Source organism: Alphaproteobacteria bacterium (assembly GCA_030740435.1).
Lineage (GTDB): Bacteria > Pseudomonadota > Alphaproteobacteria > UBA2966 > UBA2966.
Window position 1 is genome coordinate 1 of the sequence record JASLXG010000176.1, and the last position, 14365, is coordinate 14365.

Genomic DNA, 14365 nt, shown 5'->3' on the forward strand with positions numbered 1-14365 from the left:
CAACATCACGGCGATTCTGCGCCAAGCGCCCAGAAGGGCCGCCGCCCCGGCCGCCAAGGATACGTCGGACCGGGAACCCCGCCAGGCCGCGCCGCGGAAGTTCCACAGCAAGTACCAGCAAGCCAGCGGCAAGCGCCCGGCACTGCCCGAATCGGCCGCCAACACAGCGCTCGCGCTGCGCCTGCAAAAAGCCCAGAACCATTTGGACAAGGCCGCCGAGAGCCTTTTCCGGGCCGATCTGGCAGCCACCTCGTCGACCACTACGCAGGCCAACGAGCTGGCCAAGGCGCGGGCCCATCTGGCGGAATACGACGCCCTGGCACCTTCGCTCGCCATCCCGACCGCGGTGCGCAACCCGGTGCTGAAGAACACCTCGACGGTGGTGCTGGCGCATCTCGGCAAGATGAACCGCCAGGTGCGCCATTACCTCACCACCTCGGAGGTCCTGCACCGGGCGGCCTTGGATAACGCCAGCCCCAGCGCCGCACAAAATGCCGCCCACGTCCTCGATGGCCGCCTCACCCGGGCCGGCCAGAAAGCCGTGGCGGCGCGCGAACTGGTCGGCCTGCCCTATTTTCAGGAATCCGACTATTTCCTGGCCCTGGCGCTGACCATGATGACCGAGGCCGGCGCCAGCCTGTTCGAGGGACTCAAAAGCGGCGACAACACCGCTTTGGTTCGCAACTGGGCCGTCGACGTGCGCAAACGCACCTTGGTGGGCCGCCGCGCCGTGGTCCAGGCCCGCCGCCAGGAGAAGAAATCGAATGCCAGCCTGGCCCTCATCCCGGATCCGGGCTTGAAGGCCAAGTTCGCCGAATTCATGCGCCTCGGCAGCCGCTATAAAGACCTGCTCGACGAGGCTTTGCGCGATTTGGAAAAGGCCAGCCACGACCTCGAGGCGGGCCGCCTCGAGGCCGACGCCGTGGTCGCCATCGACGCCAACTTCAACTTCCCGCTCGAGCCCCTGCTGGGCCGCCTCAGCGCCCTCACCACAGAGCTTTCACGCCTGCAGTAGAGGCGTCCCGGACCCTCTTTTTCGGCGCTTCGAGGCGGAAATCGGGCTCGGGTGCGTAGCGGGAGAAGCCGATGCTTGGACGGTGGAGCCGAGGGTCTTGCCCCAGCAAGCCGACCTCCTAACCGGCATTTCCGCTTTCGCCGCCTAAGCGTCCGTTGGTGGAGGTACAGCGAGCATGGTGGGGGTGGGGCCGGAACGACGTGATTGACCCGCAGCCGACTCTGCCTACCTACGGCGAGTGTCCCATTTCAGGATCGACTGAGCAGGATGGAAGCTACATCCGATCTTCGAAATTCTGGTTACAATTCCTGAGGTCCCATGATGCAATAGCTACGTTCCTGGGATCGGCAGGATGATCTCTGGCGAAGGGGGCCTCGCCGATGACACCTCAGCTAACAACGGGACGCCTGCTGGCCGGTGGCTTCCTCGTGATGGCTGCCCTGTTGATTGTCTTGGCTATCGGGGCAGACCGCATCACTGGCTCGCTGGCTGACCTGACGAGGCAGATACATCGGCACCCGTTTACGGTCAGCAATGCCGTTCTGGAAGGAAACGGCCGAATACGCCGACCGGGCCAAGTCCGAATTCCTGGCCACCATGAGCCATGAAATCCGCACGCCGATGAACGGCGTCCTGGGCATGGCCGGCTTGCTGATGGACACCGACCTCGATCAGGAGCAGCGCTCCTATGCCGAGATCGTGGTCGAATCGGGCGAGTCGCTGCTGACCATCATCAACGACATCCTCGACTACTCCAAGATCGAGGCCGGCCGGCTCGAGCTCGAGCACATCGACGTCGACCTGAGCAAGGTGATCGAAGGCTCCGTCAGGCTGCTGGAACAGCGCGCCCACGCCAAGGGCCTCGAGCTGGGCTGGCGGACGGCCGACGACATACCGCCCCAGGTCAAAGGCGATCCGGCGCGTTTGCGCCAGATCGTGCTCAACCTGATCGGCAATGCCATCAAGTTTACCGAACAGGGCTCCGTCAGCATCGGCGTCAGCGTCATCGAGCAGGACGATGAGGCGCTCTGCCTGCGTTTCGAGGTTCGCGACACCGGCATCGGCATTCCCGACGAGGCGCTCGGGAGCCTGTTCACCAAATTCACCCAGGCCGACAGCTCGACCACGCGTAAATACGGCGGCACCGGCCTTGGCCTGGCCATCTGCCACAGCCTGACGTCGCTGATGGCGGGCGAGATCGGCGTCGACAGCGTTGTCGGCGAGGGCAGCTGTTTTTGGTTCACGGCCCGCTTTGGCCAGGCCACGGCGGCCGACGAGGCCGGCATCACGGCGCCAATCGATAGTCACGGCATCCTGCTGATCGATGCCAACGAACCGGACCGGCGCTATTTCTCCCGCCAACTCAGCCAATGGGGCCTGGAGGTGGAGACCGCCACCTCCGCCGAGGGTGCCTTCGAGGCGATGCGCCAAGCGGCACTGCACGATGCGCCTTACAACTTCGTGCTGGTCGACGCCGGCTCGGGCGACATCGAGCCCGAAGCCTTCGCCCGGACCGTCAAGCAGGACCGCCTGGCCGCCAGCGCCCACCTCATCCTGGTCACCTCATCGGGCGTCCGCGGCGATGCCCAGCGCATGAAGCAGGCCGGCTTCGCCGCCTATTTCTCGAAGCCCATCGACCGGCCGACGTTGCACCACACCCTGATCGAACTGGCCGCCGCCGAGGCCTCCTCCGAAGCGGCCGCCGAGATGCCGCTGATCACCCGCCACAGTGCGGCCGAGCAGCTCCAGCGCCGGCTCGATGTGCTGGTGGCCGAGGACAACGTGGTCAACCAGAAGCTGGCGCTGGCCTTGCTGGAAAAGTTGGGCCATCGCGTGGCGCTGGCGTCGAATGGCCTGGAAGCGCTGGCAGCGGTGGCGGAGAAGTCCTTCGACATCGTCTTCATGGACGTGCAGATGCCCGAGCTGGATGGCCTGGATGCGACCCGGCGCATCCGCGCGCTGGACGGCCCGGTCAGCCGGGTATCCATCGTCGCCATGACCGCCGGCGTCCAGGAGGGCGACGCCGAACGCTGCCTGGAAGCGGGCATGAACGATTACATCTCCAAGCCCATCGACCGCAGCAAGCTGGCCGCCATCGTCGCCTTCTGGTCCGAGCAGGGCGAAACCGGCGGCGAGACCATGGCCGCGCCGCCGCCAAGCGGCGAGGCAATGATCGACGGCAGCGTCATCGACAGCCTGAGCGAGGTCCTGGGGCCGGCCAAGTTGAACGATCTGGTGGTCACCTTCGTCGACGACATCCGGGCCCGTGTCGGGCGCATCGCCGAGGCCGCCGGAGGCAGCGACATGGACAACCTGCGCCGCGAAGCCCACGACCTCAAGAGCACCGCCGGCAACCTCGGCCTGATGCAGCTATCCGACCTCGGCGCCGACATCGAGACGGCCTGCCGGGCGGGCGAGGATCGGGCGCTGAAGATGGCCGGCGATGTGGGCGAGCTGACCGACCGTTCGCTGGCCGCGCTCGACGAACACCGGGCCGGCGGCTAAAGCCCCCGCCCGATCAACTCTTTCATGATCTCGTTGCTGCCGGCGAAGATGCGCTGCACGCGGGCGTCGGCGTAGGCCCGGGCGATGGGGTATTCCCACATGTAGCCGTAGCCGCCGAAAAGCTGCAGGCACTGGTCGATGATTTTGCATTGCAGATCGGTCAACCACCACTTGGCCATGGCGGCGGTTTCGACGTCGAGGCCGCCGTTCAAGTGCTTTCGCAGGCAATCGTCGAGGAAAACCCGGGCGATGCGGCTTTCGGTTTTCATTTCGGCCAGCTTGAAGCGGCTGTTCTGGAACTCGGCGATGGGCTTGCCGAAGGCCTGGCGTTCCTTGGTGTAGTCGATGGTCCACTTGAGGGCCGCTTCGCAGGCCGCCACCGCCGTTATGCCGACCAGCAAGCGTTCCTGGGGCAGTTCCTGCATGAGGTAGATGAAGCCCTCGCCGTCTTGGCCCAGCAGGTTGGTGGCCGGCACGCGCACGTCGTCGAAGAAGAGCTCGGAGGTGTCCTGGGCCTTGAGGCCGATCTTTTCCAAGTTGCGCCCCCGCGAAAATCCCTCGCGGTCGGTCTCGACCAGCACCAGGCTGGTGCCCTTGGCGCCGGCCGCGGGATCGGTCTTGGCCACGACGATGACCACGTCGGCGTGCTGGCCGTTGGTGATGAAGGTCTTGGAGCCGTTGACCACCAAGTGGTTGCCGTCGGCTTGGGCCGTGGTCTTGACGGCCTGCAAATCCGAGCCGGTGCCGGGCTCGGTCATGGCGATGGCGCCGACGGCTTCGCCCGAGACGAATTTGGGCAGCCACTTCCGTTTCAGGTCCTCGGAGCCGTAGTGCAAAATGTAGGGTGCGACGATGTCGGAATGCAGTGGGAATCCCGGCCCAGAGGCACCGACGTAGGCCAGTTCCTCGATGACGATGGCGCTGTAGACGAAATCGGCGCCGGGGCCGCCGTATTCCTCGGGCAGGTTGGGGCACAAGAGCCCGGCCTCGCCGGCCTTCGACCAGAGCTCGCGGTCGACCTGGCCCTCTTTTTCCCAGCGCTCGTGGTGCGGCACCACTTCGCGCTCCATGAATTTTCGCACCGAGTCACGAAAGATATCGTGGTCCTCGCCGAACAGCTCACGTTCGAACAGCATTTTCTTGCTCACTGCACGCGGGCGAAGGCTTCGGCGTCGAGCGCCATCAGCGATTCCTTGCCGGCCGCCAGCTTGGAGAGCAGCGAAGAGGTCTCGGGCAGCACGCGCTCCATGTAAAAGCGCGCCGTCACCAGCTTGGCCTCGTAAAAGGCGGTCTCGTCCGTGCCGTCGTCCAGGGCCTGCCTGGCCACCTTGGCCATCTGGGCCCACATGAAGCCGAGCCCCACCAGGCCGAACAAGCGGGCGTAGTCGGTGGCCGCGGCGCCGGCCTGTTCGGGGTCGGCCAGGCCCTTTTCGGCAATCCAGGCGGTGGCGCTTTGCAGCCGGCCGAAGGACTTGGCCAGCGCCGCCACCAGTTGCCCGATGGCCGGGTCTTCGAGGTTTTCCTGGATGAAGCGGTCGACGGGGTGGAAGAAGGCGCGCAAATTCCGGCCCATGTGGGCCGGCAGCTTGCGGCCCACCAGGTCCAGCGCCTGGATGCCGTTGGCGCCTTCATAGATCTGCGAGATGCGGGCGTCGCGCACGAACTGCTCCATGCCCCATTCGCGGATGTAGCCGTGGCCGCCATAGCACTGGAGGCCTGTGTTGGTGGCCTCGAAGCCGGAATCGGTGAAGTAGGCCTTCAAGACAGGCGTGGCCACGGCCAAGAGCGCCTCGGCTTCCTCGCGCACCTCGGCGTCGGGATGGCCGCCGAGGAAATCGAGATTGAGCCCGACCCAGAGGCCAAAGGCCCGGGCGCCCTCGGTGAAAGCCTTCATCTGCATCAGCATGCGGCGCACGTCGGGATGCACGATGATGGGATCGGCGGCCTTGTCCGGCTCCTGGGTGCCGGCCAGCGAACGCCCCTGCAGGCGGTCGTTGGCGTAGGTGACGGCGTTCTGGTAGGAAACTTCCGCCAGGCTCAGGCCCTGCAGGCCGACGCCCAGGCGGGCCGCGTTCATCATGGTGAACATGGCCCGCATGCCCTTATGGGGCTGGCCCAGCAAGTAGCCCTCGGCTTCATCGAAGTTCATGACGCAAGTCGACGAAGCCTTGATGCCCATTTTCTTTTCGATGGAGCCGCAGGCCACACCATTGCGCTGGCCCAACGAGCCGTCGGCAGCGAGCAGAAATTTCGGCACGATGAACAGGCTGACGCCCCTGATGCCGGGCGGCCCGTCGGGGATCCGGGCCAGCACCAGGTGGATGATGTTTTCCGTCAGGTCGTGCTCGCCGGCGGAGATGAAGATCTTGGTACCGGTGATACGATAGCTGCCGTCCGCCTGGGGCTCGGCCTTGGTGCGCATGAGCCCGAGATCGGTGCCGCAGTGGGGCTCGGTCAGGTTCATGGTGCCGGTCCAGCGGCCCTCGTACATGGCCGGAAGGTAGAGCTGCTTTTGTTCCTCGCTGCCGTGGCTGTAGATGGCCAGCGCCGCCCCCGAGGTTAGGCCGCAGTACATCTCAAAGGAAAGATTGGCCGAGCACATCATCTCCGACATGGCGGTGGCCAGCACCTGGGGCAGTCCCTGGCCGCCGTATTCGGGATCGGAGGAAAGCCCGAGCCAGCCGCCCTGGCGGTATTGCTCATAGGCCTCCTTGAAGCCCTGGGGCGTGCGCACCTCGCCGTCCTCGAAGTGGCAGCCTTCCTCGTCGCCCGACTGGTTGAGGGGAAAGACGAGCTCTTCGCAAACCTTGGCGCCCTCCTCGAGCACGGCGTCGATGATGTCAGGGGGCGCCTCGGCGAAGGCCGGCAGGTTCTGGTAATTGCCGACCTGCAGTAACTCGTGCAGCACGAAGCGGAAATCTCGCAAGGGGGCCTGATAGGTGGGCATGGACCGGTCTCCCTCAGTTGCGCAGCGGCCGGCCGGTCTCGAGCATGTGCTCGATGCGGGCCAGCGTTTTGCCGTTGCGGATCAACGCCAGAAAGGCGCTGCGCTCGAGCGCCAGCAGGTCTTTCTCGCTGACGTTTTCGGTGATGTCGGTGTCGCCGCCGGTGACCACGTGGGCGAGCTCGCTGGCCACCACGCGGTCATAGGCGGTGGCTTTGCCCTGCAGCACGAAACCCTCGACCACCAGGTCGACGGCGGCCCGCCCCGGGGCGCCGGGCAGCACGATCTCGGCCGGCTCGGGCGGCTGATAACCCTCGACCAGGGCCAAAGCCCGGGCCTTGGCGTTGGCCAGCACCCGGTTGCGGTTGGGCGTGATGCCATCGTCGGGGCGCAGGAACAGCAAATCCCGGGCCTCGGCCGCCGAACGCGCAACACGGGCCGTCGAGATGGTCTCGAAGGCCTGGGCCACCGGCGGCATGGGTCCGGCCGGGCGTTTCTTGTTCAGCGCGGCGCGCATGGTCAGCTCCTTGCTGCCGCCCCAGGCGGGAATGATGCCGACGCCGACCTCGACCAGGCCGACGTAGCTTTCGGCGTGGGCCTCGACGGCATCGGCATGCAGCACGATCTCGCAGCCGCCGCCCAGCGCCATGCCGGCCGGTGCCGCCACCACCGGCAGGGCTGAGTACTTGAGCGCCATCATGGCGTCCTGGCCGGCCTTGACGCCCTGTTCCAGCATCGGCCACATGGCCGCGTTGGCGGCAAACAGCGCCAGGCCGACGTTGGCGCCGACGGAGAAATTGTCGGCGTCGTTGCCCACGATCAGGGCCTTCCAGCCTTGCTCGTGGAGCCTCGCGGCCTGGCCGATCATGGCCACCACGTCGGCGTCGATGGCGTTCATCTTGGTGTGGATCTCGAGGCAGGCGACGCCATCGCCCACGTCCCAGAGGCTGGCGCCACGGTTGCCGGCGATGGGCTCGCGGCCGCGCTTCTTGTCGGCCAAGCGCCAGGCATCGTCCGGCACTTCGATCTCGGCGTAGTCGCCCGAGGGCGTGAACTGCAGCGCCTTCCCGCCCTCTTCCTTGTAGAGCGGCCCGTCGCCGACCTGGTCCAGCAGCGCCGGCACTTCCAGGCCCTCGGCCCGCAAGCGATCGGCGAGGTACTTGGCGCCGAGCTGGTCGATCTGCTCGAAGGGGCCGTACTTCCAGGCATAGCCCGTCTTCATAGCGAGATCGACGTGGCGGATCGAATCGGCGATCTCGGGCACCAGCGAGGCGGCATAGCTGAGCACCCGGCTGAGCACCCGCCAGGCGTACTGGCCGCCGCGGTCTTCGTGTTCGACCAGGGCGCGCAGGCCCTTCTTGGCCGCCCGCGCACTGTCGAGCCTGGCTTTGCGAACCGGGCGATAATCGCCGCTTTCGAAGTCGAGGACTTCTTTCACGCGCTTGCCGTCGACTTTGCTGCGGCGATAGAAGCCGCCCTTGCCTTTGCGCCCGGTGTAGCCCTCGGCGATCATGCGGGCGATGGTCGTGGCCAGCTTTCCTTCGGCATCGAATTCCTGGCAGAAGGCGTCGTCGGCCGGCAGCAGGCGCAACATGCTTTCGTTGACGTGGGGGGCCAGGTCGATACCGGTGAGATCGATAAGGCCGAAAATGCCGGTGCGCGGGATGCCCATGGGCTGGCCCACGATGGCATCGGCTTCTTCGATGCTGAGACCCAGTTCGATGGCCTGGCTCATGGCCGTCGAGCTCCAGTAGATGCCGATGCGGTTGCCGATGAAGCCGGGCGTGTCCTTGGCCGTCACCACTTCCTTGCCCAGGCGCACGTCGCAGAAACTCTCGAGCGCCGCCAGCACCTCGGGCCGCGTGGCGGCACCGCCGACCAGTTCCAAAAGCCGCATGTAGCGCGGCGGATTGAAAAAGTGCGTGACCGCGAAGTCGGCGCAAAATTCGTCCGATTGGCCGCGGACGAGTTCCGCGAGCGGAATCGTCGAGGTGTTGGATGAGACGATCGAGCCCTTGCCGCGCACGGCGTCAACGCGTTTGTAGATATCGTGCTTGATCTCCAGGTTCTCGATCACGGCTTCGCAGATCCAGTCGCAATCGGCGAGTTTTTCCAGGTCGTCATCGAAATTACCGCACTCGATGAGGCGGGCGTTGCGTTTGTGCATGAAGGGCGCGGGGTTGTCCTTGAGCAGGCGCGCCACGGCGCCTTCGGCCACGGTATTTCGGTTCTCGGCGCCGTCCGGCACGATATCCAGCAGCACCACCGGCACTCCGGCATTGGCGACGTGGGCGGCTATGGCCGCGCCCATGACGCCGGCGCCGAGGACGCCGACTTTTGCGATCTCGGTCATGATCTGATCCTCCGGGCCGGCCGCTAGCAGGCTTCCATCAGCGTGGCGATGCCCTGGCCGCCGCCGATGCACTGGGTGGCCAGCGCCAGGCCCTTGCCCTCGCGCTTCATCAATTGCGCTGCCTTGCCGGTGATGCGGGCGCCGCTGGCGCCCAGGGGATGGCCCAGCGCGATGGCGCCGCCATCGAGGTTGATGCGCGTCTGATCCATGCCGGTTTCCTTGATCACCGCCAGCGACTGGGCGGCGAAGGCCTCGTTGAGCTCGATGACGTCGATCTCTCCGAGCTCGAGGCCGGCGCGCTCCAGGGCTTTTTCCGTGGCGCCCACGGGGCCGATGCCCATGATCTCGGGGGCACAGCCGGAAACCGCGATGGACTTGATGCGGGCGAGTTTTTCCAGGCCCTGGGCGTCGGCGTAGTCCTCGGCGCAGACCAGCACGGCGGCGGCGCCGTCGGTCAGCGGCGAGGAGGTGCCGGCGGTCACCGTGCCGGCCTGGTCGAAGGCCGGATCGAGGCCATCGAGGCCTTCCACGGTGGTCTCGGGCCGGATGCAGCCGTCCTGTTCGATGCGGTTGTTGCCGTCGACGATGGTGATGATCTCGTCGCTGAGCTTGCCGCCCTCACGCGCTGCCGCCGCCTTTTGATGGCTGGAGACGGCGAACTCCTGCTGTTCGGCACGGCTGAGCTCGTACTTCTTGGCCAGGTTCTCGGCCGTGATGCCCATGCCGATGTAGGCCTCGGGATAGTCGCCGTAAAGCCCGGGGTGGGGCGAGGGATTGAAGCCGCCCATGGGAATGCGGGTCATCGATTCGACCCCGGCGCAGATGAAGGCCTGGCCGGCGTTCATGCGGATGGCGCCGGCCGCCATGTGGATCGACTGCATTGACGAGCCACAAAAACGGTTGACCGTGGTGCCGGCGGCCGTCTCCGGCAGTTTGGCCAGGAAGCCCACCATGCGGGCGATGTTGAAGCCCTGTTCGCCCTCGGGCATGGCGCAGCCCATGATGACGTCCTCGATGTCGCCCGGGTTGATGCCCGAGCGCTCTACCAGGGCCTTGACGACCTGGGCCGCCAGCTCGTCGGGACGCATCTTGGCCAGCTCGCCCTTCTTGGCAGGCGCGAACGGCGAACGGGCATAGCCCGCGATAACCACGTTGTTCATTGCTCATTTCCTCCAACCGGTGTGGGCGCTGACGCTCAGGCGACGATGGCCAGTTTGAAGCCCTGCTCGATGGCCCGTCGGGCGTCGAGCTCGGCAGCTTCGTCGGCGCCACCTATGAGATGGGTCGTGATACCGGCCGCTTCAACGGCCTCTTGAAGTTCCCTGAGCGGTTCCTGCCCGGCGCAGACGACGATGGTGTCGACCTCGAGCAGGCGGCGCTCGTCGCCGGCCGTGAGGTGCAGGCCATCATCGTCGATGGCGTGGTAGGTGGCGCCGGGAATCATGGTGACGTTCTTCATCTGCAAGGCGGAGCGATGGATCCAGCCCGTCGACTTGCCCAAGCCGGCGCCGGGCTTGCCCGCCTTGCGCTGCAAAAGCGTAATCTCGCGTATCGGCGTGGCCAGGGCCGGCTGGGCCAGCAGGCCGCCGCGCTCGCCATAGCCCTGGTCGACGCCCCATTCGGCCATGAATTCGGCAAGCTCTGGCTCGCTCTCCTGGACCAGGAACTCGGCCACGTCGAAGCCGATGCCGCCGGCCCCGATGATGGCCACCCGCCGGCCCACCGGGCGGGCGTCTTGCAGCACGTCGACGTAGCTCAGCACCTTCGGATGGTCGATGCCGGGAAGGTCGGGCAGGCGTGGCGTCACCCCGGTGGCGATCACGACCTCGTCGAAAGCGCCGCCCGTCAGGTCCTCGGCCGTGGCGCGATGGCCCAATTTGAGGGTCACTTGGCTCAGCGCCAACTGGCGCTCGAAGTAACGCAGCGTTTCGGCATAGTCGGCCTTGCCCGGCACCTTGAGGGCCATGTTGAACTGGCCGCCGATGCGCGCGCCCGCCTCGAAAAGTGTCACATCATGGCCGCGCCCGGCAGCCGCAACGGCATAGCTGCATCCGGCCGGCCCGGCGCCGACCACGGCCAGGCGTTTGGGCCTCTCCGCCGGCGCCACCTCGATCTCGGTCTCGTGGCAGGCCAGCGGGTTGACCAGGCAACTGCAAATGCGGCGCTGGAAGATGAAGTCGAGGCAGGCCTGGTTGCAGCCGATACAGGTGTTGATCTCGTCGGCCCGGCCCTCGGCCGCCTTGTTGACGAAATCGGCATCGGCCAAAAATGGCCGGGCCATGGACACCATGTCGGCCTGGCCTTGGGCCAGCACCTGTTCGCCGACCTCGGGCGTGTTGATGCGGTTCGAGGTCACCAGCGGGATTCCGACCTCGCCCATCAGGCGCTCGGTGACCCAGGCCCAGCCGGCGCGGGGCACCATGTGGGCGATGGTCGGCACCCGGGCCTCGTGCCAGCCGATGCCGGTGTTGATCAGGGTCGCCCCGGCGGCCTCGATCTCACGCGCCAGGGCCACCACCTCGTCCCAGGTCGAGCCCTCATCCACCAGGTCGATCAGGCTGAGGCGGTACATGATGATGAAATCGGGGCCGGCGCGCTCGCGCACCCGGCGCACCACCTCGAGCGGGAAGCGGATGCGGCTCTCGAAGGGGCCGCCCCATTCGTCTTGGCGCTTGTTGGTGCGGCTGACCACGAACTGGTTCAAGAGATAGCCTTCCGAGCCCATGATCTCGACGCCGTCGTAGCCCGCTTGTTGGGCCCGGGCGGCGCAATCGGCGAAGTCGGTGAAGGTTTGTTCGATGTCTTCCGTGGTCATGGCGCGCGGCGTGTTGGCGTTGATGGGTGCGCGGATCTCCGAGGGCGCCACGGCGTCCTCGTGGTGGGCATAGCGGCCGACGTGGAGGATTTGCATGAGGATCTTGCCGTCCTCGGCATGGACGGCGTCGGCGATCAGCTTGTGATCGGCGATCTGGGCGTCGTCGATCAGCATGTTGCCGCCGGGCACGATGCAGCCAGCCAGGTTGGGGGCGATGCCGCCGGTCACGATGAGGCCGGCGCCGCCGCGGGCGCGCAGGCCGAAAAAACGGGCCATGCGGGGAAAGCCGCCGGGCGTTTCCTCGAGGCCGGTGTGCATCGAGCCCATCAGGACGCGGTTCTTCAGGCGGGTGTTGCCGAGATCCAGGGGGGCCAAGAGATGGGGATAGGGTGACGACATGGGGTTTCGCTCTCGTGCTCGGGGTGGTCGGGGTGAACGGTGCGGTCGCTGCCTCAGGCCTGGTTCGGCGCGCTCTCGAGATCCCGGGTGTCGCAGCCTTTGTCATCGAGATAGCGGATGATCATGGCACAACTTTCGTCGAGTTCGCCCAGCGCCTCGTCGATGTCGCGCCGTTGGCTCCGCAGGCTGGCCATGCGCTCCAGGCATTTGACGTGAAGCAGGCGCAACTGGGCCTCCTGGCCGTCGCCGATATCGTAGAGGTCGAGCATCTCCTTGATGTCGTCGAGCCGGAAGCCGAGCCTTTTTCCGCGCATGATGAGCAACAGGCGCGCCCGTTCGCGGCGCCCGTAGAGGCGGCCCTGGCCGTTGCGCCGGGGCTTGATCAGTTTCTTTTCCTCGTAGAAGCGGATGGCCCGCGGCGTGGTTTCGAACTCCTGGGCCAATTCACCGATGGTGTATGTTTTTTCGGTTTTTTCCACTGCCTATCCCCCGCGGATTGGAACCGGGCGTCTTGGTCGACCGGACCTTCGCGGCAACCCGAACAGCGCCTCGGCGGAGGCCTTCTGTATACCTTGACGTTTACGTTAACGTCAAGGTGTCTTGGGGGGCCTTTCCCGCCCTGTCGTAAGGCGCTTCGGAAACCTTCGATGCCTGGGCCGCGCGGGCCATGATCCGATTGCAAAACAGAATCGCGCCTACGTCCGACAGACTCTGCTAGGGTGCCGGTTCCGAAATTTCGCTGCTTTTCTTTCGATTTTCAGCGATCTCGACGGTGCGCGGACAGAACTGCTTGAGTGAGGCGAGGATGTCGGCAGCGGACTTGGTGCAACGGAAGCCGGGAGCGGAACTTGAATATCCTCGATCAGCGCGCGCGCTGGCGCGCCGAACGCCTGGCCATGGAGGGCGGTACCCGGGAATACAGTCCCGGCCGCAGCCGGTCGGTGCTCCATGTCCACATCTTCCAGAGCTTGCTGCTGGCGGTGGCGCTGCCGTTCAGACTGCTGGGCCTCTACGGTCGGGGTCGGCGCAATGCCCTCGATCTCGGACTGACGCGGCTCGACCTGGAATTCGCTGATCTGCCGGCCGACCTCGAAGGCTTCAGGATTCTTCATCTCAGCGACCTTCATGTCGATTACCTGCCCCAAGCAACCGCCGTTGCCACGTCGCTGGTGGCCGCGGTCGAGGCCGACCTCTGCGTCATTACGGGCGACTTTCTGGGTGACCCACAGAGTCCGCTCGGGAGCGTTCTGCCAGCCCTGGAAAAGTTGCTGGGCGCCATCTCGTCGCGCCACGGTGTCATCGCCGTGCTTGGCAACCACGACCGGGCCGAGCTGGTGGAATCGTTGGAGGCTCTCGGTGTGCGTGTGCTGCTCAACGAAACGCGAAGCATTGCCGTCGGCGAGAGCTGTCTCAGCATCTGCGGAACCGACGACGTGAACAGGTACTATACCCCGGCCGCCGCCGGGGCGTTCGGCCGGGCCGCGCCCGGGTTCGGCCTGGCGCTGGTGCACTCGGCCGACCTCGCCCCAGAGGCCGCCGCCGCCGGCTTCCGGCTCTATCTCTGTGGCCACACCCATGGCGGCCAGATTTGCCTGCCCGGCGGCCGCGTCATCATCAGCCGCCAGGACTGTGGGCGGCGCTTTGCATCCGACCTCTGGCGCCAGGGCGCCATGACCGGCTACACCAGCCGCGGCGTCGGCACCGCCTCGTTGCCGCTGCGATTCAACTGTCGGGGCGAGGTGGCGCTGCTGGAGTTGCGGCGACCCGCCAACGCCTGATCCTGCCGTGCCGAGACCTTCGGCATCTGCTATTGTCGGCGGCGCCGGCAGCGGAAGACCAACATGAACTCTCGAGCCGAGAACCCCTTCGCCGATCTCACCTTTGAGAGCTTTCGCCGCCTGGCGGGCGATCCGGGCCTGAGCAAGTACGGCCGGATCGGCTTTCCCGATTCATACCGTGAAGGCCATGAAGAGGCTATTTTCGCCGACCTTCGGGCCAAACTGCCAAGGCTGGAGGAGCCTGGCCGCACGGTCCTCGATATCGGTCCGGGCTGTTCCGACCTGCCGGCCATGCTGATCGAACTTTGCCGCCAAAGGAGCCATCATTTGCTGCTGGCCGATTCGGACGAGATGCTGGCCCATCTTCCCGACCACGAATTCGTCACCAAGGTGGCGGGTCGCTTTCCCGACACGGCCGCAGCCCTGACTGCCGCGGTCGGCGGCGTTGACGTCATTATTTGCTACAGCGTTTTGCAATACGCCTTCGCCGACGGCCATCATCTCGCCTTTTTCGACGCGGCGCTGGGCCTGCTCGCGCCCGGCGGCGAGATGCTGA

The 14365-nt window shown here is 66.1% G+C and carries 10 protein-coding genes; 4 read left to right on the top strand and 6 right to left on the bottom strand.

The window, feature by feature from the left end:
- Both QGG75_17130 and QGG75_17135 read left to right on the top strand, forming a co-directional pair.
- On the top strand, positions 1–1015 hold a 1015-nt coding region (locus tag QGG75_17130), incomplete at its 5' end, for a hypothetical protein (GenBank protein MDP6068954.1).
- A 534-nt stretch (positions 1016–1549) separates the two neighbouring features.
- Positions 1550–3520: a response regulator gene (locus tag QGG75_17135; protein MDP6068955.1), complete on the top strand. Its 1971-nt coding sequence runs from the start codon at positions 1550–1552 to the stop codon at positions 3518–3520.
- Here QGG75_17135 and QGG75_17140 read toward each other — a convergent pair.
- Genes QGG75_17140 through QGG75_17165 form a run of 6 tightly spaced genes read right to left on the bottom strand, consistent with a single transcriptional unit; the run spans position 3517 to position 12510 of the window.
- Entirely contained in the window at positions 3517–4656 is a 1140-nt protein-coding gene (locus QGG75_17140; protein ID MDP6068956.1) for an acyl-CoA dehydrogenase family protein, read from the bottom strand. The genes QGG75_17135 and QGG75_17140 overlap by 4 nt on opposite strands.
- A gap of 8 nt (positions 4657–4664) precedes the next feature.
- On the bottom strand, positions 4665–6467 hold the full coding sequence (locus QGG75_17145) for an acyl-CoA dehydrogenase C-terminal domain-containing protein (protein ID MDP6068957.1): 1803 nt from the start codon (positions 6465–6467) through the stop codon (positions 4665–4667).
- 13 nt (positions 6468–6480) lie between these two features.
- Positions 6481–8817 (bottom strand): 3-hydroxyacyl-CoA dehydrogenase NAD-binding domain-containing protein, encoded by a 2337-nt coding sequence (locus tag QGG75_17150; protein ID MDP6068958.1) that lies wholly within the window; start codon positions 8815–8817, stop codon positions 6481–6483.
- 23 nt (positions 8818–8840) lie between these two features.
- Positions 8841–9977: a thiolase family protein gene (locus QGG75_17155; GenBank protein ID MDP6068959.1), complete on the bottom strand. Its 1137-nt coding sequence runs from the start codon at positions 9975–9977 to the stop codon at positions 8841–8843.
- Between the two features lie 35 nt (positions 9978–10012).
- A complete protein-coding gene (locus QGG75_17160) occupies positions 10013–12031 on the bottom strand; it encodes an NADPH-dependent 2,4-dienoyl-CoA reductase (GenBank protein MDP6068960.1) in 2019 nt (672 codons plus the stop codon).
- 53 nt (positions 12032–12084) lie between these two features.
- Positions 12085–12510 (bottom strand): MerR family DNA-binding transcriptional regulator, encoded by a 426-nt coding sequence (locus QGG75_17165; protein MDP6068961.1) that lies wholly within the window; start codon positions 12508–12510, stop codon positions 12085–12087.
- Between the two features lie 369 nt (positions 12511–12879).
- Between QGG75_17165 and QGG75_17170 the strand changes: the two genes are divergently transcribed.
- Together QGG75_17170 and QGG75_17175 are read left to right on the top strand one after the other, a co-directional pair.
- Positions 12880–13809: a metallophosphoesterase family protein gene (locus QGG75_17170; protein MDP6068962.1), complete on the top strand. Its 930-nt coding sequence runs from the start codon at positions 12880–12882 to the stop codon at positions 13807–13809.
- Between the two features lie 63 nt (positions 13810–13872).
- Positions 13873–14365 (top strand): class I SAM-dependent methyltransferase (locus QGG75_17175; protein ID MDP6068963.1); only part of this gene is annotated, 493 nt, incomplete at its 3' end.